At 69.0% G+C, this 23,964-nt stretch carries 26 protein-coding genes; 9 read left to right on the forward strand and 17 right to left on the reverse strand.

The window, feature by feature from the left end; all coding sequences use genetic code 11:
* Positions 1–7 precede the first annotated feature (7 nt).
* Entirely contained in the window at positions 8–367 is a 360-nt protein-coding gene (locus ACN0RJ_RS13745; protein ID WP_417720448.1) for a hypothetical protein, read from the forward strand.
* Positions 368–391: 24 nt separating this feature from the next.
* Here the strand turns inward: ACN0RJ_RS13745 and ACN0RJ_RS13750 are convergent, their stop codons facing one another.
* Positions 392–871, reverse strand: coding sequence for a hypothetical protein (locus ACN0RJ_RS13750; RefSeq protein ID WP_417724634.1), 480 nt, complete (start codon positions 869–871; stop codon positions 392–394).
* A gap of 200 nt (positions 872–1,071) precedes the next feature.
* On the opposite strand from ACN0RJ_RS13750, the gene ACN0RJ_RS13755 reads away from it, so the two are divergent.
* Both ACN0RJ_RS13755 and recR read left to right on the forward strand, forming a co-directional pair.
* Complete coding sequence (locus ACN0RJ_RS13755; protein ID WP_417720446.1) at positions 1,072–1,416, forward strand: YbaB/EbfC family nucleoid-associated protein; 345 nt, start codon at positions 1,072–1,074, stop codon at positions 1,414–1,416.
* Positions 1,417–1,483: 67 nt separating this feature from the next.
* Positions 1,484–2,077 carry a recombination mediator RecR gene (gene recR / locus ACN0RJ_RS13760; protein WP_417724635.1) on the forward strand — a complete coding sequence of 198 codons (594 nt, stop codon included), beginning with the start codon at positions 1,484–1,486 and terminating at the stop codon, positions 2,075–2,077.
* A gap of 73 nt (positions 2,078–2,150) precedes the next feature.
* On the opposite strand, the gene ACN0RJ_RS13765 is transcribed toward recR, so the two are convergent.
* From ACN0RJ_RS13765 to ACN0RJ_RS13775, 3 genes are all read right to left on the reverse strand, one after another.
* On the reverse strand, positions 2,151–3,500 hold the full coding sequence (locus tag ACN0RJ_RS13765) for a PepSY-associated TM helix domain-containing protein (protein WP_417724636.1): 1,350 nt from the start codon (positions 3,498–3,500) through the stop codon (positions 2,151–2,153).
* 105 nt (positions 3,501–3,605) lie between these two features.
* A complete protein-coding gene (locus ACN0RJ_RS13770) occupies positions 3,606–3,956 on the reverse strand; it encodes a hypothetical protein (RefSeq protein WP_417724637.1) in 351 nt (116 codons plus the stop codon).
* A gap of 114 nt (positions 3,957–4,070) precedes the next feature.
* A complete protein-coding gene (locus tag ACN0RJ_RS13775; RefSeq protein WP_417720442.1) occupies positions 4,071–4,850 on the reverse strand; it encodes a DUF1013 domain-containing protein in 780 nt (259 codons plus the stop codon).
* Positions 4,851–4,989: 139 nt separating this feature from the next.
* On the opposite strand from ACN0RJ_RS13775, the gene ACN0RJ_RS13780 reads away from it, so the two are divergent.
* A complete protein-coding gene (locus ACN0RJ_RS13780) occupies positions 4,990–5,613 on the forward strand; it encodes a ribonuclease T2 family protein (protein ID WP_417720441.1) in 624 nt (207 codons plus the stop codon).
* A gap of 305 nt (positions 5,614–5,918) precedes the next feature.
* Here the strand turns inward: ACN0RJ_RS13780 and ACN0RJ_RS13785 are convergent, their stop codons facing one another.
* Complete coding sequence (locus tag ACN0RJ_RS13785) at positions 5,919–6,566, reverse strand: sulfotransferase family 2 domain-containing protein (RefSeq protein ID WP_417724638.1); 648 nt, start codon at positions 6,564–6,566, stop codon at positions 5,919–5,921.
* 107 nt (positions 6,567–6,673) lie between these two features.
* On the opposite strand from ACN0RJ_RS13785, the gene ACN0RJ_RS13790 reads away from it, so the two are divergent.
* On the forward strand, positions 6,674–8,299 hold the full coding sequence (locus tag ACN0RJ_RS13790; protein WP_417724639.1) for an AMP-binding protein: 1,626 nt from the start codon (positions 6,674–6,676) through the stop codon (positions 8,297–8,299).
* 3 nt (positions 8,300–8,302) lie between these two features.
* On the opposite strand, the gene ACN0RJ_RS13795 is transcribed toward ACN0RJ_RS13790, so the two are convergent.
* Positions 8,303–8,905, reverse strand: coding sequence for a pyridoxamine 5'-phosphate oxidase family protein (locus ACN0RJ_RS13795; protein ID WP_417724640.1), 603 nt, complete (start codon positions 8,903–8,905; stop codon positions 8,303–8,305).
* A 139-nt stretch (positions 8,906–9,044) separates the two neighbouring features.
* Here ACN0RJ_RS13795 and ACN0RJ_RS13800 point away from each other — a divergent pair, with 139 nt between their 5' ends.
* Complete coding sequence (locus ACN0RJ_RS13800; protein WP_417720437.1) at positions 9,045–10,070, forward strand: hypothetical protein; 1,026 nt, start codon at positions 9,045–9,047, stop codon at positions 10,068–10,070.
* 73 nt (positions 10,071–10,143) lie between these two features.
* Here ACN0RJ_RS13800 and ACN0RJ_RS13805 read toward each other — a convergent pair whose 3' ends face one another.
* From ACN0RJ_RS13805 to mutY, 8 genes are all read right to left on the reverse strand, one after another.
* Positions 10,144–11,313, reverse strand: coding sequence for an SPOR domain-containing protein (locus tag ACN0RJ_RS13805; protein WP_417724641.1), 1,170 nt, complete (start codon positions 11,311–11,313; stop codon positions 10,144–10,146).
* 66 nt (positions 11,314–11,379) lie between these two features.
* Positions 11,380–12,009, reverse strand: coding sequence for a uracil phosphoribosyltransferase (gene upp / locus ACN0RJ_RS13810; RefSeq protein WP_417720435.1), 630 nt, complete (start codon positions 12,007–12,009; stop codon positions 11,380–11,382).
* Complete coding sequence (locus tag ACN0RJ_RS13815; RefSeq protein WP_417724642.1) at positions 12,006–13,010, reverse strand: adenosine deaminase; 1,005 nt, start codon at positions 13,008–13,010, stop codon at positions 12,006–12,008. The genes upp and ACN0RJ_RS13815 overlap by 4 nt, the downstream gene beginning before the upstream one ends.
* Complete coding sequence (locus ACN0RJ_RS13820; RefSeq protein WP_417724643.1) at positions 13,010–14,215, reverse strand: phosphopentomutase; 1,206 nt, start codon at positions 14,213–14,215, stop codon at positions 13,010–13,012. The genes ACN0RJ_RS13815 and ACN0RJ_RS13820 overlap by 1 nt, the downstream gene beginning before the upstream one ends.
* A complete protein-coding gene (locus ACN0RJ_RS13825) occupies positions 14,212–15,501 on the reverse strand; it encodes a thymidine phosphorylase (protein ID WP_417724644.1) in 1,290 nt (429 codons plus the stop codon). The genes ACN0RJ_RS13820 and ACN0RJ_RS13825 overlap by 4 nt, the downstream gene beginning before the upstream one ends.
* Complete coding sequence (locus tag ACN0RJ_RS13830) at positions 15,501–15,893, reverse strand: cytidine deaminase (protein ID WP_417720431.1); 393 nt, start codon at positions 15,891–15,893, stop codon at positions 15,501–15,503. The genes ACN0RJ_RS13825 and ACN0RJ_RS13830 overlap by 1 nt, the downstream gene beginning before the upstream one ends.
* 114 nt (positions 15,894–16,007) lie before the next feature.
* Positions 16,008–17,150, reverse strand: a complete 1,143-nt coding sequence (locus tag ACN0RJ_RS13835; RefSeq protein WP_417724645.1) for an alkane 1-monooxygenase — start codon at positions 17,148–17,150, stop codon at positions 16,008–16,010.
* A 108-nt stretch (positions 17,151–17,258) separates the two neighbouring features.
* Entirely contained in the window at positions 17,259–18,305 is a 1,047-nt protein-coding gene (gene mutY / locus ACN0RJ_RS13840; RefSeq protein ID WP_417724646.1) for an A/G-specific adenine glycosylase, read from the reverse strand.
* Between the two features lie 85 nt (positions 18,306–18,390).
* Between mutY and ACN0RJ_RS13845 the strand changes: the two genes are divergently transcribed.
* From ACN0RJ_RS13845 to ACN0RJ_RS13855, 3 genes are read left to right on the forward strand one after another with little or no spacing between them, the layout of a single operon-like run.
* Positions 18,391–18,900: a DUF721 domain-containing protein gene (locus ACN0RJ_RS13845; RefSeq protein ID WP_417720428.1), complete on the forward strand. Its 510-nt coding sequence runs from the start codon at positions 18,391–18,393 to the stop codon at positions 18,898–18,900.
* Positions 18,901–18,932: 32 nt separating this feature from the next.
* Entirely contained in the window at positions 18,933–19,622 is a 690-nt protein-coding gene (locus ACN0RJ_RS13850; protein ID WP_417720427.1) for a DsbA family protein, read from the forward strand.
* The gene (locus ACN0RJ_RS13855) at positions 19,619–20,740 is read left to right on the forward strand and encodes a CaiB/BaiF CoA transferase family protein (RefSeq protein ID WP_417724647.1); all 1,122 of its coding nucleotides are present in this window, start codon (positions 19,619–19,621) and stop codon (positions 20,738–20,740) included. Before ACN0RJ_RS13850 ends, ACN0RJ_RS13855 begins: the two co-directional genes overlap by 4 nt.
* A gap of 190 nt (positions 20,741–20,930) precedes the next feature.
* Here the strand turns inward: ACN0RJ_RS13855 and ACN0RJ_RS13860 are convergent, their stop codons facing one another.
* From ACN0RJ_RS13860 to ACN0RJ_RS13870, 3 genes are all read right to left on the reverse strand, one after another.
* Positions 20,931–22,055 (reverse strand): saccharopine dehydrogenase family protein, encoded by a 1,125-nt coding sequence (locus ACN0RJ_RS13860; protein WP_417724648.1) that lies wholly within the window; start codon positions 22,053–22,055, stop codon positions 20,931–20,933.
* Complete coding sequence (locus ACN0RJ_RS13865) at positions 22,052–23,113, reverse strand: saccharopine dehydrogenase (RefSeq protein WP_417724649.1); 1,062 nt, start codon at positions 23,111–23,113, stop codon at positions 22,052–22,054. The genes ACN0RJ_RS13860 and ACN0RJ_RS13865 overlap by 4 nt, the downstream gene beginning before the upstream one ends.
* 63 nt (positions 23,114–23,176) lie before the next feature.
* The gene (locus ACN0RJ_RS13870) at positions 23,177–23,830 is read right to left on the reverse strand and encodes a histidine phosphatase family protein (RefSeq protein WP_417724650.1); all 654 of its coding nucleotides are present in this window, start codon (positions 23,828–23,830) and stop codon (positions 23,177–23,179) included.
* Positions 23,831–23,964: the final 134 nt, after the last annotated feature.

The raw sequence follows: 23,964 nt of genomic DNA on the forward strand, positions 1-23,964 counted from the left end.
GACACGAATGCCCGAACGTACCGCGAACCTGCCCAGCCTTTCCCGCCCCGACAGCGTCCCCGAGACCATCACCCGCCGCGATCGGCTGATGCCGGTGCTTTTTGCCGGGGGTCTGCTGGCCGCCGGGGCGGTTCTGCTCAAGATCAAGCCGCATTTCGGAGAGGTGCCGCGCGCCAGCCGCTTCGGCGACATGGCCGGTCAGGGCCGGTTCCGCCGCGCCGCCTCGGCCACCCGAGATCAGGTCGAGGCCTTTGCCCCCACCAACGTGACCGACCAGATCGGCCGGTCGCTCATGCTCGGCGGTGCCGCGCTGCTGCTTACCCGCGTGCTCGACGAGGTGGCCGCGGCGCGACAGCGCAAGGGCTGAGGGCGCCGCGCCGGAAATCCGCGCTCAGCGTCTGCGGCGCAGGACCCGCGCCAGCCCCAGCGCGCCCAGCAGCAGCGGCAGGGTCGCCGGCAGCGGCACGGGCGACGTCGGCTCCGCTTCGAGGCTGTCGGGGCTTTCCGGCAGCGACGGGTTGCCCGGCGTGACCGGCACGAAGGGGCCGCCCGGAACGACCGGCCCGGCCGTGTCGGTCCCGGGGACATGGCCCTGGTAGCCGGTGCCCGAACCGTCCGGGGACTGGTTCAGCGCTGCCACCACCAGCACGATGCCCGCCACGATCACCACGGTGTAGAAGGCAGAAGATCCGCCGCCGCCCAGCCCCGCGACCGTGCCGTCGAGATAGCCCATGCCATCCGTCGCGCCGGAAACGAGGGGGATCGGATCCTCGGTAAAGTATTGCGTGCCCGGATCGTAACTGCCTGCGGATGCGATCCCCGGGACTCCTGCCGACACCATTGCCGCAACGCAGAATAGCGCTCGGACCATCTTGAACCTCGTCACCTTGAAAAACCTCGGTTCACTCTAGCAAGGATTCGGTCTGCCGCGATAGAGGCTTGCGGGAGCAGCGGCGCGCAGACGGGCGGCCTCGCGGCACGATTGACCGGGTTCGACGCAGGGCAAGCCTTGCCTTGCCCCCGCGCGCCCCATATTTCTGAGGCAACGATGCATGACGGAAGGTAGAGGATATGCTTAAGGGTTTGGGCGGTCTCGGCGACATGGCCAAGATGATGAAGGCCGCGCAGGAGATGCAGGGCAAGATGTCCCAGCTTCAGGACGATCTCAGGACCATGACCGTCACCGGCGAAAGCGGCGCGGGCCTCGTCAAGGCCACCGCCACCGCCAAGGGCGAGCTCAAGGGCCTCGACATCGACCCGTCGATCTTCAACACGGACGACAAGGAAGTGGTCGAGGACCTGATCCTCGCCGCGATCAAGGACGCCCAGGCCAAGGCGCAGGATCGCGCCGAGCAGGAAACGCGCAAGCTGACCGACGCCATGGGCCTGCCCTCGGACATGAAACTGCCGTTCTGAGCCGAGCTCCGGACCCATCCGCACACCCGCCCCGTCCTTCGGACCGGGGCCACCATCCGGCCGGACGATGCACGAACGCAGCGAGATCGACAGCCTCATCGACCTGATGGCCCGCCTGCCGGGCCTCGGGCCGCGGTCCGCGCGGCGGGCGGTGCTGCATCTCATCCGCAAGCGCGGCGCCCTGCTGCGCCCGCTGGCCGAAGCCATGATGCGGGTCGCCGAAACCGCCCGCGAATGCGTGAACTGCGGCAATGTCGGGACGGCCGATCTCTGCCCCATCTGCACCGACGCAAGGCGGGCCAACGGACTGCTCTGCGTGGTCGAGGATGTGGCCGATCTCTGGGCGATGGAACGCTCGGGCGTCTTCAAGGGGCGCTACCATGTCCTCGGCGGCACGCTGTCGGCGCTGGACGCCGTCGGCCCGGAAGAACTGCGCATCCCGCAGCTTGCCCGGCGGATCGAGGAGGAGGCGATCTCGGAAGTCATCCTCGCGCTCAACGCCACCGTCGACGGCCAGACCACCGCCCATTACATCGCCGACCAGTTCGAGGGCCGGGTCGAGTTGACCTCGCTCGCGCAGGGCGTCCCGATCGGCGGAGAGCTGGACTACCTCGACGACGGCACGATCACCGCCGCCCTGACCGCGCGCAAGCGGATCTGACGCCGGGCGCGACGCCGCGCAGGTTGCCCCGCGCGCGGCGGGTGGCGCCCGACCGGATCGGGCGCCGGGCCGCTCAGGCCGCCCGCAGGCGCCGGTTGGAGAGAAAGACCGCGAGTTCCGCCGCCGCCAGGATCAGCATCGAGAGGCCGACGAGCGGAAAGAACACCCCCGCCACGACCGCCATGATGAGGAGCGTGCGCGGGATGCGACAGTCGGCCGGAACCTGCGGCACCCCCGGGGCGCCGTCCGGGCGACGTTTCCACCACATCGCCGCTGCCGAGAGGGACAGCACCCCCATCGCGATGCAGGCGGCCAGCAGGACAAGCTGGTTGGCAAGGCCCCAGGCCTGCCCCTGGTGGATGCTGATCCCCCACTCCGCCGCCTGCCCCAGCCCGCCGAGGTCGCGCAACCCGGCATCGAACAGCACCTCGCCGCTGTACCGGTCGAGGTGGATGATCCGCTCTCCCCGGATGTCGTCGGGATAGACGGAGGCGGTATAGACCCCGTCCGCCGCCTGCGGCAGGCTCACCTCGTAGCCCGGCACGATGCCCCGCGCCTCGACCGTCGCGACGATCGCGTCGAGCCCCGCCTGCGCGCCCCTGACCGCCCCGGAGAGCGGCATCGGTTGGCGTTCCATGATCCAGGGCGCTCGGTTCACCGCCGCGCCGGTCGGCACGGTCGAAACCGGCGTCTCCGACCAGTAGCCGTCCGGCATCCCGAGGCCGAGCGCATGGGAATAGTCGTAGAACTTTCCGCCCCAGACCGCGGACCAGGGCAGCCCGGTCAGGGCGAGGAAGACCATGAAAGCGCCGGCGTAGATCCCCGTGACGGCATGAAGATCGCGCCACCACGGCCGCCCGCGCGCGGCCTTGACCGTCACCGTGCCGAGTCCCCGCCCCCGCGGCCACCAAAGATAGATCCCGGAGCCGACGAGCAGCACGATCCAGCCCGCGGCGGCTTCGATCAGCCGGTTGCCGACCCAGCCCACCTGGTCCAGCGAATGCAGCTTGCGGACGAGCAGCATCGCCGGGCTGCCCGACGCGCCCCCGTCCGGAAGGCTGCCGAGGACCGCGCCGGTGAACGGATCGACATAGACCGACAGCCGGTCCCCGTCCCCCTCCGCGATATCCACGCGGGCACTGCGGTCGGTCGAGGCCGGCGGCGCATAGGTCCTGATCCGACCGGGATGCGCCTGTTGCGCCGCCGCGGCGATCAGGGAGGGCGCGAGGGCCGCCCCGCCCGGCTCCACGAACCTGAGACGAGCATGGGCCGCGTCGTTGATCTCGTCCTTGAAGAGGTAGATGCCGCCGGTCACGGACAGGATCAGCACGAAGGGCAGAACCATCAGGCCGGCGATGAAATGCCAGCGCCAGACGGCGCGATAGAGCGCGGCACGGGCCGCGCGGGGTGTTTTGGTGCTCATGAAGTCATTCCGATTGGCCCGCTCCCGGCGGGCGATGCAAAGGCAGTCGGGCCCGGCGGCGGTCAGACCGGCGGGCGGGTGCGAAGGGGCTGCGGCACGGGGCCGTCAGATCGCGGCGGGAGGAGCTCTCGGGGAATGGTCGTGATCGCGCGCGCGGGCGGCGCGCAGCAACGCGTCATGGCACCGCCATCCGTCATGCGGCACGAGAGCCGCAAGCCGTCCGGAATGCCGGAACTCCGGCGCGTCGGGAAGACCGTGGCAGAAGGGGCAGCTGTGATCGTGGCCCCTGTCGCCGCCGCAGAAATCCCCGGCAATCGGCCCGTGGGCGCGTTCAAGCGCGGCGAGCGCGATTTCGGCCCTGTCGGGCGCCATCAACCCGGCCGAAGTCGCACCCGACAGCGCGACCAGCAGCGTCAGGACGAGACCGATGAGAGGATGGACGAAGCGGATCGACATGGCGGCGTCTTGCCATGCGGCGATGCCGTGAGGAAGCCGGAATGTCGCCGTCCGCAGCGACAAAAAAGGCGCGCCGGGTTGCCGGCGCGCCTGTCGGATGGACCTGATAACGGCTCAGCCGCGCGGGTCGTCGCTTTCATCCTCGTCCTCGTCCTCATCGGACCCGGACGGCAGGTTGAAGAAGGAATCCGCGTCCGAGAAATCGGACGGCCCGCGCTTGTCCTCTTCCTCGTCATCCTCGCCGCGCGGATCGGAGAGCGTGAAGGTCTCGAGCCCCTCGATGGCGGTGGGCAGGCGCGGTTCGGTATCCATGCCGAGGCTCTGCTCGGTCGACACCAGCTTGCGGCGCTCGTCGTCGGTCATCACGGCTTCGCGGCTCTTGGCCGCCTTGGCCACGGCGGCATCCAGTTCGGACTGGCGGCACAGGCCCAGCGCAACCGGGTCGATGGGCTGCATGTTCTGGATGTTCCAGTGCGTGCGCTCGCGAATCGACTGGATCGTGGGCTTTGTCGTGCCGACCAGCTTGGAAATCTGCCCGTCGCTCAGTTCGGGGTGGAATTTGACCAGCCAGAGGATCGAGTTCGGACGGTCCTGGCGCTTGGACAGCGGCGTGTAGCGCGGCCCGCGGCGCTTGTCCTCGTCGACGGCGGCGGCGTTGTACTTGAGCTTCATCTTGTGCAGCGGGTTCTTCTCGGCCCGGTCGATCTCGGTCTGCTCGATCTGGTTGTTGGCCACCGGGTCGAACCCCTTCACACCGCCCGCGACATCACCATCGGCGATCCCCTGGATCTCGAGCTCGTGCATGCCGGTGAAATCCGCGATCTGCTTGAAGCTGAGTGTGGTGTTGTCGACCAGCCAGACGGCGGTCGCCTTGGGGTGCAGCAGTTTGGCCATGGGTTTTCTCCTTGCAAATCTTCTCCCCGCCCCCGAACCTTCTCGGTCCGGGAGGTCCCGGAAACTTTCCGGGACGGGTTACCGTTGTCGGGGAACTTGGCGCCTATATAGTGGCGCAAAGCCGAAGAGTGAAGAGAAAATGCGCTGGTTGCTTGCCCTGATCCTGACCGCCTCCCTCGCCCGCGCAGACGGGGAGCCCGCCGGAACGTTCGATTATTACGTGCTGTCGCTGAGCTGGTCGCCGAACTGGTGCGCGCTCGAAGGCGACGCGCGCCGCTCGCCGCAATGCGATAGGCCGTTCGGCTGGGTGCTGCACGGGCTCTGGCCGCAATTCCACCGCGGCTATCCTTCCTACTGCCGGACCGCCGTGCGCCCGCCGTCACGGGCGGACTCCGCGGCAATGGCGGATATCATGGGAACGCCCGGCCTGGCCTGGCATCAGTGGAAGAAGCACGGAAGCTGCTCCGGCCTTCCGGCGCAGGATTACTTCGCGCTCGCCCGCAAGGCCTACGGGCAGGTCAACCGTCCTGAGGTCTTCCGCAAGCTCGACAAACCCGTCACCCTGCCCGCCCGCCTCGTGGAAGAGGCGTTTCTGAAGGCGAACCCCGGCTGGGAAAGGGACATGCTCACGATCACCTGCAGGGACGGGCACATCCAGGAGGCGCGCCTCTGCCTGTCCAAGGCTCTGTCCCCGGTGCCCTGCGGACAGGACGTCGTGAGGGACTGCACGATGACCGACGCCCTCTTCGCCCCGGTCCGCTGATCCCTGTGCGGCATGGTCTCACTCCGCTCCGCAAAACGGGGGGGCGCTGCCCCCTCGCGCGCCGGGGCGCGCTCCCCCCGGGATATTTCCGGCCAGAAGAAACCGAATATTAAGGTTAATGGGCGATTCCGGGATCACGGTACAGGCGGGGACGCCGATGACCGTGCCAGGAGAAGCCTCGCGCTTCGGCCCGCCCCTGATACGGGCGGGCTTTCCCTTGTGCCCTTCGTTTCTTCTGGCTGCAAATATCCCCGCCGGAGGCATCCGACCCAACCATCCCGCGGAAACGCCGGGGGCGGGGGTGGTCAGCCGAAGGCATATCCGAACCGCGATATGTCCTCGGCGCAGAGGCCGGCCACCAGCGCCGCCGTCCGGTCGGTGTAGTAGGGCCGGAAGTCCTCATGCCGCTCCGAGCGGTTGACCCGCCCGATCGCGGGCAGGAAACCGAGGTGGCGGGCGACCGGTGCCATGTCGCTGTCGAGATGTTCGAGCCGGACGAAGGCGGAGGCGCGCTCGGTGCCGGCGGCATCGCGCATGTAGCTGCCGTAGGGCGCGGCCTGCAGGCTCGCGCGGGTCTGCGGATGCGCCAGGAAGGCGTCGAAGGGCAGCGCCCGCGCGAGGGCGACCGCCGGGTGATCGAAATTCCGGACCCGCAGCCAGTGATAATAGCTCACCATCCGGTCCCACGGGTTGCGCACCAGGGTGAAACAGAACATCGCCGCCAACTCCTCGGCCGACAGCAGACCGTCGATATCCGCCAGGGTTGCATGTTTCCACAGCCTCCCGCCCGCGGCGAGGCGCTTCAGCCGGCCCTTGCGGGCCCGCGCCTTCGGGGTGTCGCCGATCAGGATGTCGTCCCGGTGCGCCCGCTGTTCCAGCGCCAGCGCCATCGAGGTGCCGCCGGTCTTGGGAATGTGAACGAAGATGTAGCCTCGACCCGGCGAAATGATCATGCCGACCTGCATAGCGCCGCATCCGCGGCACGAAAATCCCCCGAGGGGGCTTTTCCTGCGGCGATCCCCCGCGCAATATCCCCCGGACCGGATGGGGGAGACATGACATGGGTTGGCTTGCGGACGAAACGGGGCTGGAGAAATGCGCGGCGAATTACACGCCGCTGACGCCGCTGTCCTTCCTGCGCCGGGCCCGGCAGGTCTATCCCGACCATCCGGCGGTGATCTACGGGCCTCACCGCAAGACCTATGCCGAGTATTTCGAGCGGGTGAGTCGCCTCGCCTCGGCGCTGGTGAGGATCGGCATCCGGCCCGGTGACGTGGTGGCGACGATCCTGCCGAACATCCCCGCCCAGGCCGAGGCGCACTTCGGCGTGCCAGCCTGCGGCGCGGTGCTCAACACCATCAACACCCGGCTCGATGTCGACACCATTGCCTATATCCTCGACCACGGCGAGGCGAAGGTGGTGCTGTGCGATCCGCAGTTCCTCGGCCACCTCGCCGAGGCGATCGAGATCATGGATGGCGATGCCCCCCTGGTGATCGAGGTCGCCGACCCCCACGGCGGCGCGCCGGCCTATGGCAATTACATGGAATACGAGGATTTCCTCGGAACCGGAGATCCGGACTTTGCCTGGATCATGCCCGAGGACGAATGGGAGAGCCTCGCGCTCAACTACACCTCCGGCACCACCGGGCGGCCCAAGGGCGTGGTCTACCACCACCGCGGTGCCTATCTGAACGCCATGGGGCAGGTGCTGTCCTGGCGGATGGTGCTGCACCCGGTCTATCTCACCATCGTGCCGCTGTTCCACTGCAACGGATGGTGCCACACCTGGATGATGCCCGCCGTCGGCGGCACGGTCGTCTGTTGCCGCGACATCACCGCGAAGGCGCTCAACGATGCCTTCGCCGACGAGGGCGTGACCCATTTCGGCGGCGCGCCCATCGTGCTGAACATGCTGGTGAACGCCAAGGCCGAAGACCGGCGAGTCTTTCCCCAGACGGTCGAGGTCTTCACCGCCGGGGCGCCGCCAGCGCCCGCGACGCTCGCCAAGATCGAGACCATGGGTTTCAACGTCACCCAGGTCTACGGCCTGACCGAAACCTACGGACCTGACACCGAATGCGCCTGGCAGAGCGGCTGGGACGGGGTGACGGGCAACGACCGTGCCGCGATCAAGGCCCGGCAGGGCGTCGCCATGCCCTTCATGGAGCATGTCACCGTGATGGACGAGGGCATGGCCGAGATCCCGCGCGACAGCGCCACCAAGGGCGAGATCATGCACCGCGGCAACGGTGTGATGAAGGGATACTTCAAGGCGCCCGACGCCACCCGCGAAGCCTTTGCGGGCGGCTATTTCCACTCCGGTGACATCGCCGTCCTGCATCCGGACAGTTATCTCCAGATCGCCGACAGGGCCAAGGACATCATCATCTCGGGAGGCGAGAACATCTCCTCCGTCGAGGTCGAGAACACGCTGATGGCGCATGAGGCGGTGCTGCTCTGTGCCGTGGTCGCCAAGCCCGACGAGACGTGGGGCGAGGTGCCCTGCGCCTTCGTGGAGCTGAAACCCGGCCACGAGGCGAGCGAGAAGGACCTCATCGCCTTTGCGCGCGAACGGCTCGCGGGCTTCAAGACGCCGAAGCGGGTGGTGTTCGAGGAACTGCCCAAGACCTCGACCGGGAAGATCCAGAAATTCCAGTTGCGCGCCCGGGCCAAGGAGCTCTGAGCCCTACCACATCCGGGTTTTCGCGTATTCCGGATAGGCCGCGTCGTAGCCCGCCCCGTCGAAGGCGGGCTGCTGCGCCTTGACCATGTCCCCGGCGGTGGGCACGCGGCCGCTTTCGTCGCCGCTGCTCCAGAGACCGGAGCGCATGATCGCCTTGGCGCACTGGAAATAGACCTCGCGCAGGGTGATGACGATCACGGTGCGCGGCGTTTTCCCCTCGCGCGAGAAACTGGCGGTGAGCGCGGCATCGGCCGTCACCACCGCATCGCCGTTGATCCGCACGACATTGGTGCTGCCGGGGACCATGAACATCAGGCTCACCCGGCTGTCGCGCACGATATTGCGAAGCGAATCCAGACGGTTGTTGCCACGCCAGTCCGGCAGGTGAAGGGTGCGGTCGTCGACGATGCGCACCACGGGCCCGGCATCGCCGCGCGGGCTCGTGTCAGACCCCTCCGGCCCGACCGTCGACAGGACGGCAAAGCGCGAAGCGGCGACCCAGCGGTGATAGGCCGGCGTCAGCCGCGTGGCGACCTTGGTCAGCGAGGCGGGCACCGGCGCGCCGTAGAGCGCCTCGAGCGCCGCGATGTCGGTGAGATGATCCATGTCCGTCCTCCGGTCGCCGTGGTCGCGAAAGCCTCTCATTCCCCGGCGAGAAACACCAGAGCGGCCTGCCGCTTCGCATTGCTCCGCCGTCGGTCTACATGTTACCGTCTCGGGAAAAGAGGCGGGGCAGGCCCAGGAAATGACGGCACTCAAGGAGTATCAACGGCTCGAAGCAGCCGGACTCTGGCGGCCAGAGCCGCAGGTGCAGCGACGCGAGGTGATCGTTTCGCTGGGCGACGCGACGCTGACGATCTCCGAAATCTCGGGCCGGGCCCTCGCGCATTGGTCGCTGGCCGCGGTGGTGCGCGCCAACAAGGGCGAACTGCCGGCAATCTTCCACCCCGACGGCGACCCCGGCGAGACGCTGGAACTGCCCGCCGACGAACCCACCATGATCGAGGCAATCGAACGGCTGCTGCGCGTGATCGACCGCCGCCGCCCCAAGCCGGGAAAACTGCGGCTGCTGCTGATCGGCACAAGCGCCGCGGCGGTCCTGGCCGCCTCGCTGATCTGGCTGCCTGGCGCGCTGATCCGCCATACCGAAGGCGTCGTGCCACGGGTCAAACGGGCGGAGATCGGACAGGCCCTGCTCGAACACATCTCCCGCGTCGCCGGGCGGCCCTGCATGACCGAAGAGGCCCGCGACCCCCTGCGCCACCTCGCGTTGCGGGTGCTCGGCGAGAACCGGATGAACGCCCTGATCATCCTGCCGGACGGCGTGCGCGACACCGCCCACCTGCCCGGCCCGCTGATCCTGATGAACCGCGCGCTGATCGAGGATTACGAAGACCCCGACATCGCCGCCGGCTACATCCTCGCGGAAGCCGTCCGCGCCCGGAGCAGCGATCCGCTGGGCGAACTGCTCGACCACGCCGGGCTCTGGGCCTCGCTGAGGTTGCTGACCACGGGCAGCCTGCCGGACAGCGCGCTGCAATCCTATGTCGAGGACCTGCTTGCCAAACCGCCGGCCCCGGTGCCCGACGACGTGCTGCTGCGCGCCTTTGCCGCCAGCAACCTGCGCTCGACACCCTATGCCTATGCCCGCGACATCACCGGCGAATCCACCGTCGCCCTGATCGAGGCCGACCCCCGCGCCGCCGAGGGCAGCCAGCAGGTGCTGCCGGATTCCGACTGGCTGCGCCTGCAGGCGATCTGCGGCGGCTGAGACCGTCGGTCGCACAAAGCGCAACGCCCCGCCGGAGGGGCAGGGCGCGCGGTGGTTCACCGGAATTTCGGGATCAGCGCAGGTAGGCCCTGACGTAGCCCGTGGCGCGCACCGCAGCCAGCGCCGCCCCGAGATCCGCCTCGGAATGGTAGGGCCCGACGACGACGCGCTTCAGCGCGGTGCCGTCGCGTTCGAGCGTGCCGGTCCGAACGGGCAATCCCGCGCCGGTCAGACGCGCCACCGCCTCGCGCGCGCCTGCGCTGCTGGAAAAGGCACCGATCTCGACGTAGCGCGCGGCTCCGGAGACGCGCGGGCGGGTGGCCGGTTCGGACTTGGTCGACACGTAGACCTTCTTCGCGGTGCGGGCGCGATGACCCGGGGCAAGCTCGGGGCGGCTCACGGTGACTCGCTGCGCGGGCAGCAGCAGGATCGGGTCACGCACGCTGTGCGACCGCGAGCGGCTCACGGCACGGCGCGGCACCTTGTTCGTCCACCGCTGCTGCGTGGCATAGTAGCCCTCGACCGTCTGCCAGGCGCGGTAGGGGTTGAGCCGGTCGTCCTGCCAGGCGGCGCGGTATCCCTCCGGCACCACCGGGCGCTGCGGGTCGCGCGCCTCCCAGACATGGCGCGGAACGATGCGCTTTCCGTGAAGCTGCGTCGCCCGGTCGATCCTGGTCTTCGTGGCGGGCGCGGGCGCCGCGGTCCTGACCGTCATGCTCGGCGCCGGCCGTACCGCAGCGGTCATCGCCGGGCGCATGGGTTGCGGCGTCGCGCGCGGGGCGGGAATCCGGGCCACCATCTTCGGCGGCGGAGCCGACGGGGGCTTCGATGCCGGGGCCTTGACGACCTCGGGTGCGGCGGGCCGCGCCACGGGCTTCGGCGCAACCGTCTCGATCGGCGCGCCGACCCGGGCCGTTCGGGCGGGTTTGGACACCGCGGCCGGCGCGGCGGCGACGGTTTGCGGCGCCGATGCCGCCTCCCCCGCTCCGCTCAGGGACGGTTTGTAGCCACAGACCTGATCGCGGTCGCGGGTCACCCGCGGCACCCAGATCACCGCGTCGTCGAACCCGGCCCGGACAAAGACGCACCCCTTGCTGTCGACGTATTGCCGGGCGCCGTAGCTTGCCGGCGGCAGCTCTGCCGGAGAGTCGATCACGCCGATGGTCTGGGCCTGCGGCGCACCTGCGCCTAGCGTGGCCAGGGCGGCCGTCGTGGCGAAGATCGCCAGTCGTTTCAATACCATGTCTGCCCCCAGATATGTGGGCGAAGCATGCAACATCCACCCCTGCCTGTAAAGCGCGCCCGGTGTCTATTTGGTTCCGAACATCCGGTCCCCGGCATCCCCGAGCCCCGGAACGATATAGCCCTTTTCGTTCAGGTGGCTGTCCACCGAGGCCGTGATGATCGGCACGTCGGGATGCGCCTCCTGCATCCGCGCGATGCCCTCGGGCGAGGCCAGAAGGCAGAGGAACCGCAGATCCGTCGCGCCCGCCTGCTTCAGCAGATCCACCGCCGCGACCGAGGAATTGCCCGTCGCCAGCATCGGATCGACCGCGATCACCGTGCGGTCGGACAGTTGCTTGGGCACCTTGAAGTAGTACTGCACCGGCTCCAGCGTCTCTTCGTCGCGATAGAGCCCGACGAACCCGACCCGCGCAGCCGGGATCAGCTCCAGGATGCCGTCGAGCAGCCCGTTGCCCGCGCGCAGGATCGACACCAGCACCAGTTTCTTGCCCTCGATCACCGGGGCGTCCATCTCGCAGAGCGGCGTCTCGATCCGGCTGGCCGTGACCGGCAGATCGCGCGTCACCTCGTAGGCGAGCAGCAGGCTGATCTCGCGCAGGAGCTGTCGGAAGGAGGCGGTCGAGGTGTCCTTGCGGCGCATCAGCGTGAGCTTGTGCTGCACCAGCGGGTGATCGACGACGGTCAGGTGTGTCATGCGGTTTCCAGTCTTTTCAACAGCGCCGAGCGCGTGGTTTCGTCACAAAAGGCCGCTTCGGCCGAGGTCCGTGCCAGCGACCGGAACATCTCCGCGTCCCATCCGAAGGTCCGGGCGAGGGCTTCGTATTCGTCTGCCATGGTGGTGTGGAAAAACGGCGGATCATCGGTCGATACCGTGATCCGGACACCCCTTTCCCGAAGCTTTTCGACAGGATGCGCGGACATCTTCGGGTAAACTCCGAGCGTCACGTTGGAACCGGGGCAAACTTCGAGGACAATCCCCTTTTCCACAAGCATGTCCACAAGCGCGAGATCCTCGATCGCGCGCACGCCGTGGCCGATGCGCTCGACGCGCAGATCCTCGATCGCCTCCCGCACCTCGCGCGGGCCGCGCCATTCGCCGGCGTGGGAGGTCAGCCGCAGCCCGGCCTCGCGCGCCATGTCGAAGCTGTAGGCGAAATCCCGTTGCTTGCCCTTGTTCTCGTCCCCCGCCATGCCGAAGCCGACGAGCCAGTTCCCGGCCGTCTCGGCGGCGCAGAGCGCGGCGCGCTTCGCCTTTTCCGGGCCGAAGTGGCGGATGCAGGTGACGATGCCGCGCAGGGTGATGCCCATGTCGCGCTCGGCCTCCTCCGCCACCTCCATCATGGCGTGGAGATATTCCTTCCAGGCACCGGTATCGCCGCCCCCGCAGAAGTCCGGGGACAGGAAGGTTTCCGAATAGATCACACCGCTTGCCACGCTTTCCTCGAGCACCGCGCGGGTCAGGCGGGCGTAGTCCTGCGGGCTTTTCAGGACCGAGGTCGCCGCCTCGTAGACCGACAGGAAATGCACGAAATCGCGGTAGGCATAGGCGCCGTCCTCGCGGAAGACATTGTCCAGCCGCACCGATTTCTCCTGCGCGATGCCCCGGATGAAGGCCGGCGGCGCGGCCCCCTCGAGATGCAGGTGAAGCTCGACCTTGGGCAGCGCCCGGATCGTTTCGAGTTGTTCTTCATCCATCACAGGAAGGACCTCCCCGGACCTGTTGAGGCGACACCGAGATGTGCCGCGATGCTTGCGGCCACATCGGCAAAGCCGACCTGTCCGACGGACCCCGCGCCCCGGCCCGCGATCAGCACCGGCACGCGTTCGCGGGTGTGATCGGTGCCGTGCCAGGACGGATCGTTGCCGTGATCCGCCGTTATCAGGAAAAGATCGCCTTCGTGCAAGCGCGGGAGAAGCTTTCCAAGCTCGGCATCGAACCATTCCAGGGCCCGCGCATAGCCGGATACATCACGTCTGTGCCCGTAAAGGCTGTCGAACTCGACAAAATTCGCAAATGTGAGGGAGCCGTCCCCGGCCTCGTCCACCAAGGTTCCGAGATGCTGCATGAGCGTCGCATCATCGCCTTTGTGCAAGCTGTCGATGTTCATCATCGAGAAGATGTCGCCGATCTTGCCCACGGCGTGGACCTTGCCCCCGGCAGTCTGCACCCAGGTGGTCAGGATCGGACCCGGCGGACGGACGGCATAGTCGTGACGGTTGCCGGTGCGCCGGAAATTGCCCGGCGCGCCGAGGAAGGGCCGCGCGATCACCCGCCCGACCCGCATCTCGTGCAGGACCGGCGCGATCGCTTTGCAAAGATCGAGCAGCCGGTCGAGGCCGAAGGCCTCTTCGTGCGCGGCGATCTGGAAGACGCTGTCGGCGGAGGTGTAGCAGATCGGCCAGCCCGTCTCGATATGCTCCTGCCCGAAGCGGTCGAGCATCACGGTCCCGGAACCGTGACAATTGGCAAGCGTGCCGCCGGTCCCGGCAAGGTCGGCCACGCGGCGCATCAGGTCGGCGGGAAACGCGGGCTGGCGATCGGGGAAATAGTGCCACTCCCGGGGCACCGGCAGGCCGGCCAGTTCCCAATGGCCCGACGGGGTGTCCTTGCCGTTCGACACCTCGGTTGCCGCGCCCCAGAGCCCGCCTGCGCCCCGCCCCAGCCCCGGCGGGCAGGTTCCGCAGGCCAGTTCTGCCGCGCGCCCAAGCCCGAGCCCGTCGAGCACCGGCAGGTGCAGCGGCCCGCTTCGCCCCTCTTCCGCCGCGCCCCGCGCGCAGGCTTCGGCGATGTGCAGCAGGGTGTTGGCGCCGGTATCCGGCAGCCCGTCGTTGAAGAACGCCGCCGCGTCCGGGGCGCCGCCGATGCCGACCGAATCCATGACGACCAGGAACGCCCTCATCCGATGCGCGCCCTGACCAGCGGACCGGCGGTTGCCGCCTCGCCGATGCGAAAGGCGTCCCGGACGACGCGCACCGCCTCATCGGCCTGATCCTCGCGCCCGGCATGGACCCGCGCCAGCGGCTGCCCGCGTTCGACCGCCGCCCCGAGGCGCAGCACGTCGGAGAGACCCACGCCGGGGTCGATCATGTCTGTTTCGACCGCCCGCCCGCCGCCGAGACGCACCACGGCAAGGCCCAGCGCCTCGCCGTCGATGGCCGCGACATGGCCGGAGTCCGGCGCGGGCACCTCGCGGATGACATTCGCCTCGGGCAGGTATCGCGGCCAGTCCTCGACGAAATCGCGCGGCCCGCCGAGGCCGAAGACCATGCGGCCCATGCGCTCGGCGGCGGCGCCCGAGGCCAGCGCCTCGCGCAGCTTGTCCTCGCCCCCGGCGATCCCCGCCCCGTCGAGCAGCGCGCCCCCGAGGGCCAGGGTGAGATCGAAGAGCGCGCCCTCGCTCCGCCCGGTAAGCACCCGCATGGCCGCATCGACCTCGAGCGCATTGCCGATGGCCGAGGCGATCGGCTGATCCATGTCGGTGACCAGCGCCGTCGTCGGGCAGCCCGCCGCGTTGGCGGTGGAGACCAGCGCCTCGGCCAGGGCGCGTGCGTCGGCGTCGGTCTTCATGAAGGCACCCGAGCCGACCTTGACGTCCAGCACCAGCCCTTCGAGACCGGCGGCCAGCTTCTTGGACAGGATGGAGGCGGTGATGAGGTCGAGGCTTTCGACCGTGGCCGTTACGTCGCGCACCGCATAGAGCCGCCGGTCGGCCGGGGCGATCCCGGCCGATGCCGAGACGATGGCGCAGCCGGCCTCCTTCAGCACCGCGCGCAGCAGGGTTTCGTCGGGCGACACGGCATAGCCGGGGATCGCGTCGAGCTTGTCGAGCGTGCCCCCGGTGTGGCCGAGCCCGCGCCCGGAAATCATCGGCACATAGACCCCGCAGGCGGCGAGCGCCGGGGCGAGGACCAGGCTCACGCAGTCGCCGACGCCGCCGGTCGAATGCTTGTCCAGCACCGGCGCGTCGAGATCCCAGCGCATGACCTGCCCGGAATCCCGCATCGCGAGGGTCAGGGCGACGCGGTTGTCCTCGGTGAGCCCGCGCAGGCAGATGCCCATGGCAAAGGCCCCGGCCTGGGCCGCGCTGACCGTACCGTCGGCGAGGCCAGCGGCGAACCAGCGGATGCCCTCCGCCGTGGGCTCCTCGCCCCGGCGCAGGGCGGCGATGACGGTGCGCGCATCCATCAGCTTCGGTCCATGTGGTCCGTTGAGAAGGCGCCGGGCAGCAGCTCTGCCACGGTGGTCTGCAGCGTGGCGCCGTCGGTGGTGGCCATGGTCACGCGGACATGGCCCCTGGCGAATTCGGCAAGCTTCTGGCGGCAGCCGCCGCAGGGGGGCACGGGATGGGCGGCATCGGCGATGACATAGGCTTCGAGGATCTCGGTCTCGCCCGCCGCGACCATGGCGGCAATGGCCCCGGCCTCGGCGCAGGTGCCTTCGGGATAGGCGACATTCTCGACGTTGCACCCGGCGTAGATCCGGCCCGAGGGCGCGCGCAGCGCCGCGCCGACCTTGAAGCGCGAATAGGGGACATAGGCGTTCTCGCGCACCGCGCGGGCGGCTGTCTCGAGCTCCATGGGGGGCACCTCCGGTTGCGTGACGGTCCCGCATGTTTGCGAATCCGCGCCCCGGAATGCAAGCGCGCATTGCCCTGCCGCGAGGTCACGGATTTCGGTCGAAAACGCCGGCGCTCAGGGGGCCGGGGGCGGCGCGGGGTGGGTCGCGCGGTTGTAGGGGCCCCAGTCGGCGATGTCCGGATAGTGCCTCCGGCGCCACGCCCGGACCCGTGGGTTCATCACCCGGCGCCACAGCGGCGGGATCATCGCGACCATGGTCATCACCGGGTAGCCGTGGGGCAGTTGCGGGGCTTCGGACTCCTCGTAGGTCTGCAGCAGCGGATAGCGGCGGTCGGGCTTCACGTGGTGGTCGGAATGGCGCTGCAGGTTGATCAGCAGCCAGTTCGACGCCCGGTGCGCGGCGTTCCAGGAGTGGTGCGGGCGGACGCGCTCGTACCGCCCCTGCCCCAGGTGCCGCCGGGTCAGCGCGTAGTGTTCGACGTAGTTGGTCAGTTCCAGTTGCCAGATCGCGACCCCGGCCTGGATCAGGAAGCAGGCCAGCCCGGACCACCCGCCCAGCATCGCCGCCAGCGCCAGCATCAGCGCCTGCAGGGCGGCGTAGGTCCAGAACGGGTTGCGGCGGTGCCACCACGGCAGGCCGCGTCGGGCCAGCAGCGCCGCCTCGGCGCGAAAGGCCGAAGCCGGGCAGTCGCGCAGGACGCGCGGGTAGTAGCGGTGAAAGCCCTCGTTGTAGCGCGCCGTCACCGCATCGCGCGGCGTGCCGACCCAACTGTGATGGACCAACAGATGCTCGGAGCGGAAATGCGAATAGAGCACCATGGCCAGCAGCCAGTCGCCCAGCGCCCGCTCCACCCGGTTGCGCTGGTGCAGAAGCTCGTGCGCATAAACGATGCCGACCGTCCCGCTCATCACCCCCATGCCGAAATAGAGCCCGAACAGCTCCGTCCGTCCGAGATGCCCGGCCTGCCCGGTGTAGAGGATCAATCCGAAGAGCGTGACGCACTGCACCGGGGCCCAGAGTATCGTGGCCAGGCGATGCCAGAAGAGATCCGCGTCGGAGGTCCCGGGGTCGGCGTTCGCCCGGTTCAGCCCCAGCGCCAGGTCGAGCAGCGAGAACAGGACCCAGGTCGCCAGCGGCGGCAACAGCAGCCAGGCCCCGCCCTTTGCCGCCCCGAGCCAGACCAGGGGCGGCAACAGGTAGCTCAGCCAGAACGGCAGCGCCGCGCCGGCGCGCGCGGCCCGTGTCGGGGCGGTCATCTGGTCACGTCTCCTGCGGCGGCACCGGGGCAAGCTTGCCACGAGTCCGCGCGCGGATCGAGACCCCTCGGCCGCTGCCCGAGGCCCCGGCTGCGCCGCCGTCGGTGGTCATGCGCCGCGCGCGAGATCGAAGGCCTTGCGCATCACCGTGGGCAGATCGCCGGGGCTGAAGACCTCGGCCTCGACGAAATCGCCCCGCAGCGGCGCGCGGTCCATCGGCACCAGCGCCGTCCGCACCGTCAGGCGCAGGTGGAAATGGGTGAAGGTGTGGCGCGCCTCGCCCGGCAGGGTCTTCCACTCGGCACGGATCGGCGGCGCGTCCTCGGGGGCATCGCCCCAGTCGCTGCCCGGCCAGCCGAGCATTCCGCCCAGCAGACCCTTGTCCGGGCGCCGCTCCAGCAGCCAGGCCCCGTCTACCCGCCGGGCGAGATAGGCGATGCCGAGGCGCGTCGGCTTGCGCTTCTTGGGGGATTTCTTCGGCAGTTCCGCGGCCGTCCCCGCCTCCCAGGCGGCGCAGGCGCGGCGCCAGGGGCACAGCCCGCAGGCCGGGTTGCGCGGCGTGCAGATCGTCGCCCCGAGATCCATGACCCCCTGCGCGTAATCCCCCGGCCGGTGCGCGGGCGTCAGCGCGGCGGCTAGTTCGGTCAGCCTCGGCTTGGCCTGCGGCAGGGGCGTGTGCTCGTCGAAAAGCCGCGCCATGACGCGCTCGACGTTGCCGTCGACCACCACGGCGGGCAGATCGTGGGCGATCGCGGCGATCGCCCCGGCGGTGTAGGGACCGACCCCCGGCAGCGTGCGCAGCCCCTCGAAGGTCTCGGGAAAGCGGCCGCCGTGCTCGGTGGCCACCACGCGGGCGCATTTCAGCAGGTTGCGGGCGCGGGCGTAGTATCCGAGCCCGGCCCAGGCCGCCATGACGTCGCCGTCCTCGGCCGCGGCCAGCGCGGCGACATCCGGCCAGCGCGTCGTGAAGGCCTCGAAATAGGGCTTCACCGCGGGAACGGTGGTCTGCTGGAGCATGATCTCGGACAGCCAGACGCGATAGGGATCGGGCCGCACGCCCGCGCGCCGCGCCGCCGGAGCGACCCGCCATGGCAGGGTGCGGGCGTGGCGGTCGTACCAGTCCAGCAGATCCTCGGCCCGAGCTGCGTCACGCACGGCTGACATTCCCTTGATCGTTGCGATTCCGGGCTGGCGCCCCCGGGTGGGGTCACTAGAATAGTGCCAGCGCAGGGGATTCAAGATGGCAGTTCGCAAAGGCACCACCTACGGGTTCAAACAGACCTCGGGATTGCTCTCGGGGCAGATCCGCCGCGCCTCGGAAACCCGGGGCTTTGCGCAGTCGCGCGTCCTGACCCACTGGGAGGAGATTGCCGGCGCCGACATCGCGGCGATCTCGCGCCCGGTCGAGGTGAGCTACGGACGCGGCGGTTTCGGCGCGACGCTGACCCTGCTGACCACCGGCGCCAACGCACCCCTGCTGGAAATGCGCAAGGAAACCCTGCGGGAGCGGGTCAATGCGATCTACGGCTACAATGCCATCGCCCGCATCCGCATCACCCAGACCGCCGCGACCGGCTTTGCCGACGGCCGGGTCGCCTTCGAACACCGGCCGGCCGGCGCCGCCGACACCGGACCGCGCCCCGACATCGTCGCCGAAGCCCGCACCGCCACGGAATCCGTCGGGGACGAGGGGCTGCGCGCCGCCCTTGAACGTCTCGGCGCCAACGTCATAACGAAGGCACGGGGCTGACCCCCCGCGCATCTGGAAAGAAGGACTCCTGCATGAAACGCATTCTGACCACCGTCGCCCTCGCGGCAGCGCTGACCGCCGGCGGCGGCTGGCTTCTGACCCAGCAGCGCGGCAGCGGCCCCGAGATGGCCCTGCCCGGCGCGGCCTCGGCGCAGACCGCCGAAGCGGGCGATGCGGCGGCGGAAGCGATCGCCATTCCCGACATGGTGATGGGCAATGCCGATGCCCCGGTCGAGATCATCGAATATGCCTCGTTCACCTGCCCGCACTGCGCCCGGTTCTCCGAAGAGGTTCTGCCGAAGATCAAGGCCGACTACATCGACACCGGCAAGGCCAAGCTGGTCTTCCGCGAGGTCTATTTCGACAAGTACGGCATGTGGGCGTCGATGATCGCACGGTGCGGCGGCGAGCAGCGGTTCTTCGGCATCGCCGACATGATGTTCGAAACCCAGGGCGACTGGGCCCGCCAGTCCTCGGAGGCCGGGATCGCCGACGGGCTGCGCAAGATCGGCCTCATGGCCGGCGTCGGCAAGGACAAGCTTGAAGCCTGCCTGAACGACGGTGCGCAACTGCGCGCGCTGGTCGAATGGTATCAGGAGAACGCCACCCGCGACGAGATCACGGCGACCCCCTCCTTCATCATCGACGGCAAGCCCTACTCCAACATGGCCTATGACGATTTCGCCAAGGTCCTGGACGAGCATTTCGACGCCGCGCAATGACCTCCGCTCCGAATGGCCCGCTGGAAGGGCTGAAGGTCGTCGAACTGGCACGCATCCTGGCCGGCCCCTGGGCCGGTCAGGTGCTGTCGGACCTGGGCGCCGAAGTCATCAAGGTCGAGGCCGCGCGGGGTGACGACACGCGCCAGTGGGGCCCGCCCTTCATCGAGCGCGACGGCGAAAGATCCGCAGCCTACTTCCATTCCTGCAACCGCGGCAAGCGGTCGGTGGTGGTGGATATCTCGACCCCCGAGGGCCAGGACGAGGTGCGCGCGCTGGTGCGCGACGCCGACATCCTGATCGAGAACTTCAAGGTCGGCGGGCTGGCGAAATACGGCCTGGATTTCGCCTCGCTGGCCGAGGTGAACCCGGGGCTGATCTATTGCTCGATCACCGGCTTCGGGCAGGACGGCCCCTATGCGCACCGGGCGGGCTATGACTACATCATCCAGGGCATGTCGGGTCTGATGTCGATCACCGGCGATCCCGACGGCCAGCCGCAGCGCGCGGGCGTGGCGATCACCGACCTGTTCACCGGGCTCTACTCGGTCACGGGAATCCTGGCCGCGCTGCACCAGCGGGCCCGCACCGGGCGCGGTCAGCACGTGGACATGGCCCTGTTCGATTGCGCCGTCGCGGCGACGGCGAACCAGTCGATGAACTACCTCGCCACCGGCACGCCGCCGGGCCGGACAGGCAACTATCACCCCAACCTGACCCCCTACCAGGTCTTCGACTGCTCGGACGGCTTCATCATCATCGCCACCGGCAACGATCCCCAGTACCAGCGCCTGTGCCGCCTGCTCCGCCTCGCCGAGATGTCCGAGGCGCCGGAGTACCGGACCAACGCCGACCGCATCGCGAACCGCGACCCAATGATCGCGCGGCTGATGGCGGCGACGAAGGGCTGGACCAAGGCCGACCTGCTCGAAGGTTGCGAACGCGAGGGCATCCCGGCGGGACCGATCAACGACCTGGCCGATGTCATGGCCGATCCGCAGATCGTCGCGCGGGGAATGCAGATCGCACCGGACGGCGTGCCGGGGGTGCGCTCGCCCTTCCGGTTCTCGGATGCGGAGCTGTCGCTGGGGCGGGCATCGCCGAAACTGGGCGAGGGCTGACCCCGTTCAGGAGCGCGAGCCGCGCATCGCCGGCCCGCGGGATGGCGATGCAACGGCTGAACGGCGCGCTTTATGGTTGCCATGTCCGGACGACCTCACGGCGAGGTACTGACGTCACCAAATCGCCAGCCCGGGGGGCGGGCCGGCGATGCGCGGCGGCGTTCGGCCTTGATTCCGCGCAGGGAACCGCTCAGACCTCGTCCACCCGCATCAGGCGCTGCGCCAGCACCTGCACCTCGTCCAGCCAGCGCGTCACCAGCTTCGGGTCCGAGGGCGCGGCATGCACACCCGGCCCGATCTCGCGGTTCAGCACCGCCTCGATCGCCAGCGACACCGGCACCGACACGAGACGCGCCATCGCCGTGCCTCGCGCATCGCCCCAGGCATCCATCACCCAGGTCTTGTGCCAGACCACCGCCCCGTCCTTCTCGGCCTTGAGCGAGACACACAGGACCACGCGGTCCGGCTCTCCCCGGTCGTAGGCGTTCTTCTCCAGCAGATCCGCGGCAAGCGCGTTCAGCCGGGCATCGTCCGCGCTCTCGACCTCGGCGAAGATGTCCTTCCAGGCATCGGCCCAGCCGTTCAGCCGCAGCGTCCCCCGCACGAAATCCTTCACCTGCCAGTCGCTGCCGAAGCCGTATTCCGCCATGAACGGCAGCGAGTCGCGGTTCGGATAGACTTCGAAGGTCTCCGGCGGATCGAGCGGCGCATCGTAGCGCCCCAGCGCATCCCACGGCCGCTGCACCGTCAGCTCCGAGAAATGGCGGATGGATTTCGACGGCGACCGCAGCGCCTTCAGCACCCCGACCGGCGCCCAGGAGAACTTGTAGCGGAAGGCGTTGGCGACCTTCGGAACCCCGCCGCAATAGCTCAGGAAGGTGATCGCATTGGCCGCGTCGAAGGAGTCGGAGCCCTTGTAGGCCCGCACCAGGTCATGCGCCATCAGGTGATCTATGCCGGGGTCCAGCCCCACCTCGTTGACCAGCGCCACCCCGGCCACCTTTGCACTGGCGTCAAGCGCGCGCATCTCCGGCGAGATGTAGCTCGACGACACGAAATGCGCCCCGCGCGAGATCGCGATGCCGGCCAGCGGCACGTGCCAGTCACCCGGCAGCATGGAGACCACCACGTCGCCCGCCTGCAGGGCCTCTTCCAGCGCCTGCGGGTCGAAGACCCGGATGCGGTCGGTAAGATCGCCCACCGCCTCGCGCGCCTTGGCCACGGTCCGGTTCCAGACAGTGACCTCGTGACCGGCCTCGACCAGCCGCCGGAGTCCGGGAACCGAAGACAGCCCCGTGCCGCACCAATGGATCATGTCGTCACCTCGGTCATGTGTGTTCTGAACATCTTCTCCGCCCGTCCCCAGACACCGGCGCCGAGCGCATCGAGCGTTGCGAGGTGGGGCAGCAGCTGGCCCGCGAAATCCTTGCTGCTTTCCAGCGGCAGGAGCGAGGGCAGGTTGTCGATCGCCATCACGTCGAGCGGCGGCGCATCGTGCACCCGCACCACCGGCGCGGCCCAGTCGGTCGCACGGTCATAGACCTTGACGGGCGAGAAATCCGAGGTCGGATCGCAGGCGATATCCCCGATCACCGACAGCTTGCGCGTCGCCCCCGGAGCATCGGGCGCCACAAAGACCGGCGTGCCGGGGCGGGCGAGGATGCAGTTGAAGAACAGCTCGTGCGCCAGCACCTCGGGGAACGGCCCGCCCGAGGCGGTTTCCGCCATGTCCCACTGCGTGACCGCCACGCCCATGCGCTTGCAGAGATCGCTCGCCCCGGTGCCGACCCGGCCCAGCGCGCCGATCACCAGCGCGCTCGGGCGCGGCGCCTTGGCGGCATCGAGCGCGGCCAGCAGGTCAGCCTCCATCTCGGTCGCGTTCGTCCAGGCCGAAACCGGACCGCAGACCCCGCCCCGCTGCTGCGCCGCCAGCGCGAAAAGCGACACCGCCGCCCCCGCGTAGCCCGCCCAGTAGCCGAAGGCGGCGACCCTGCGCCCCTCCTCGTCGACGAGATATTCCAGGTCGAAAAGCGTCCCGCCGCCCGCGGCGAACCGTTCGAGCAGCACCCGCCCGGCGGGCTGCCCCTTGTAGGCATGTCCGAACATGATGTGACGATGCACCAGGGGCGTGCCATCCTCGGGCAATTCCTTCAGCCCGAAGATCAGCGCCTCGCGCGGGGACTCCGGCCAGCTGCCCTCGGGCGCGATCTCCGCCCCCGCTGCGGCATAGCCGTCGATGCCGACGACCCGGCTCCGGCTCTCCTCGACCGTCACGCGGATGCCCGCCGCGACCAGGGCGGCAACGCCCTCGGGCAGGATGCCCACGCGGTCCTCGTTCGGGCGCTGTTCCGCACGCACCCAGAGATGAGTCATGTCATCGTCTCCCCTGTCGGTCGCTGCCACGCTAGCCCGGGCCGCCGGCAAGGGAAAGGCGGCTCAAAGATGTGTGCGTGCGAATGATCTCTCCGCCCCGTCGAGATGCGGCACTGCGTTGAACAGCGTCAGCGCAAGGCCGGTCGGAAGCGGCTGGAAGCGGTGCAGCGAAGTGTTCTCGATGGCGAGACATGCATGGGCAAAGGCCGTCATGCCGAGCCCCATCGTCACCCGCATCGCCATGCCGATCAGCCCGCCCGAGGTGACGACCACCGCGCGCCCCTCCCCCGCGGCGATTTCGGAGATCACCGCGCTCACCCGCGATTCGAAGGACTCGAAACTCTCGGGCACATCGGCGATCCGCCCTTCGCGCCAGTAGCCGAACAGCCGCGGCAGATGCAGCACGAATGCCTCGCGGGTCTCCGGCAGGGCAACCCCGTGCTGCGCAAAGAGCAGCTGCGCCATGGTGAAATACTCGAGCTCGTCCAACCGGGCATCCCGCATCACCTCCAGCCCGAGGGCCATCTCCCGCGCCGTCTCGACATGGCGCTGGAGCGTACCGGAATAGGCGCGGGCAAAGACCTCGCCCGTGTCGCGCAGATGCGCCCCGAGCCAGCGCGCCTGTTCCCGGCCGAGATCGCTCAGCCGGTCATAACTCAGCTCGTCCCGCGCCGTGGTATTCGCCTGGCCGTGGCGGACCAGAGTGACATGTGACATCAGGCACCCCCTTTTGCGCGCCTCATACGCAGCGGCCGGGCCAATGGAAAGAACCCGGCCCTTCTTCTTGTTCCAAATACGCCTGACACAACGGCCGACACGGGCGCGACGGGCGTCCTTGGAACGCAAGCCCC

The organism is Salipiger sp., from assembly GCF_048261495.1.
In the GTDB taxonomy this organism is placed as follows: domain Bacteria; phylum Pseudomonadota; class Alphaproteobacteria; order Rhodobacterales; family Rhodobacteraceae; genus Salipiger.

Coding starts and splice junctions, on each gene's coding strand:
- ACN0RJ_RS13745 (WP_417720448.1), top strand. CDS start 8: ATGCCCGAACGTACCGCGAACCTGCCCAGCCTTTCCCGCCCCGACAGC.
- ACN0RJ_RS13750 (WP_417724634.1), bottom strand. CDS start 871: ATGGTCCGAGCGCTATTCTGCGTTGCGGCAATGGTGTCGGCAGGAGTC.
- ACN0RJ_RS13755 (WP_417720446.1), top strand. CDS start 1,072: ATGCTTAAGGGTTTGGGCGGTCTCGGCGACATGGCCAAGATGATGAAG.
- recR (WP_417724635.1), top strand. CDS start 1,484: ATGCACGAACGCAGCGAGATCGACAGCCTCATCGACCTGATGGCCCGC.
- ACN0RJ_RS13765 (WP_417724636.1), bottom strand. CDS start 3,500: ATGAGCACCAAAACACCCCGCGCGGCCCGTGCCGCGCTCTATCGCGCC.
- ACN0RJ_RS13770 (WP_417724637.1), bottom strand. CDS start 3,956: ATGTCGATCCGCTTCGTCCATCCTCTCATCGGTCTCGTCCTGACGCTG.
- ACN0RJ_RS13775 (WP_417720442.1), bottom strand. CDS start 4,850: ATGGCCAAACTGCTGCACCCCAAGGCGACCGCCGTCTGGCTGGTCGAC.
- ACN0RJ_RS13780 (WP_417720441.1), top strand. CDS start 4,990: ATGCGCTGGTTGCTTGCCCTGATCCTGACCGCCTCCCTCGCCCGCGCA.
- ACN0RJ_RS13785 (WP_417724638.1), bottom strand. CDS start 6,566: ATGATCATTTCGCCGGGTCGAGGCTACATCTTCGTTCACATTCCCAAG.
- ACN0RJ_RS13790 (WP_417724639.1), top strand. CDS start 6,674: ATGGGTTGGCTTGCGGACGAAACGGGGCTGGAGAAATGCGCGGCGAAT.
- ACN0RJ_RS13795 (WP_417724640.1), bottom strand. CDS start 8,905: ATGGATCATCTCACCGACATCGCGGCGCTCGAGGCGCTCTACGGCGCG.
- ACN0RJ_RS13800 (WP_417720437.1), top strand. CDS start 9,045: ATGACGGCACTCAAGGAGTATCAACGGCTCGAAGCAGCCGGACTCTGG.
- ACN0RJ_RS13805 (WP_417724641.1), bottom strand. CDS start 11,313: ATGGTATTGAAACGACTGGCGATCTTCGCCACGACGGCCGCCCTGGCC.
- upp (WP_417720435.1), bottom strand. CDS start 12,009: ATGACACACCTGACCGTCGTCGATCACCCGCTGGTGCAGCACAAGCTC.
- ACN0RJ_RS13815 (WP_417724642.1), bottom strand. CDS start 13,010: ATGGATGAAGAACAACTCGAAACGATCCGGGCGCTGCCCAAGGTCGAG.
- ACN0RJ_RS13820 (WP_417724643.1), bottom strand. CDS start 14,215: ATGAGGGCGTTCCTGGTCGTCATGGATTCGGTCGGCATCGGCGGCGCC.
- ACN0RJ_RS13825 (WP_417724644.1), bottom strand. CDS start 15,501: ATGGATGCGCGCACCGTCATCGCCGCCCTGCGCCGGGGCGAGGAGCCC.
- ACN0RJ_RS13830 (WP_417720431.1), bottom strand. CDS start 15,893: ATGGAGCTCGAGACAGCCGCCCGCGCGGTGCGCGAGAACGCCTATGTC.
- ACN0RJ_RS13835 (WP_417724645.1), bottom strand. CDS start 17,150: ATGACCGCCCCGACACGGGCCGCGCGCGCCGGCGCGGCGCTGCCGTTC.
- ACN0RJ_RS13845 (WP_417720428.1), top strand. CDS start 18,391: ATGGCAGTTCGCAAAGGCACCACCTACGGGTTCAAACAGACCTCGGGA.
- ACN0RJ_RS13850 (WP_417720427.1), top strand. CDS start 18,933: ATGAAACGCATTCTGACCACCGTCGCCCTCGCGGCAGCGCTGACCGCC.
- ACN0RJ_RS13855 (WP_417724647.1), top strand. CDS start 19,619: ATGACCTCCGCTCCGAATGGCCCGCTGGAAGGGCTGAAGGTCGTCGAA.
- ACN0RJ_RS13860 (WP_417724648.1), bottom strand. CDS start 22,055: ATGATCCATTGGTGCGGCACGGGGCTGTCTTCGGTTCCCGGACTCCGG.
- ACN0RJ_RS13865 (WP_417724649.1), bottom strand. CDS start 23,113: ATGACTCATCTCTGGGTGCGTGCGGAACAGCGCCCGAACGAGGACCGC.
- ACN0RJ_RS13870 (WP_417724650.1), bottom strand. CDS start 23,830: ATGTCACATGTCACTCTGGTCCGCCACGGCCAGGCGAATACCACGGCG.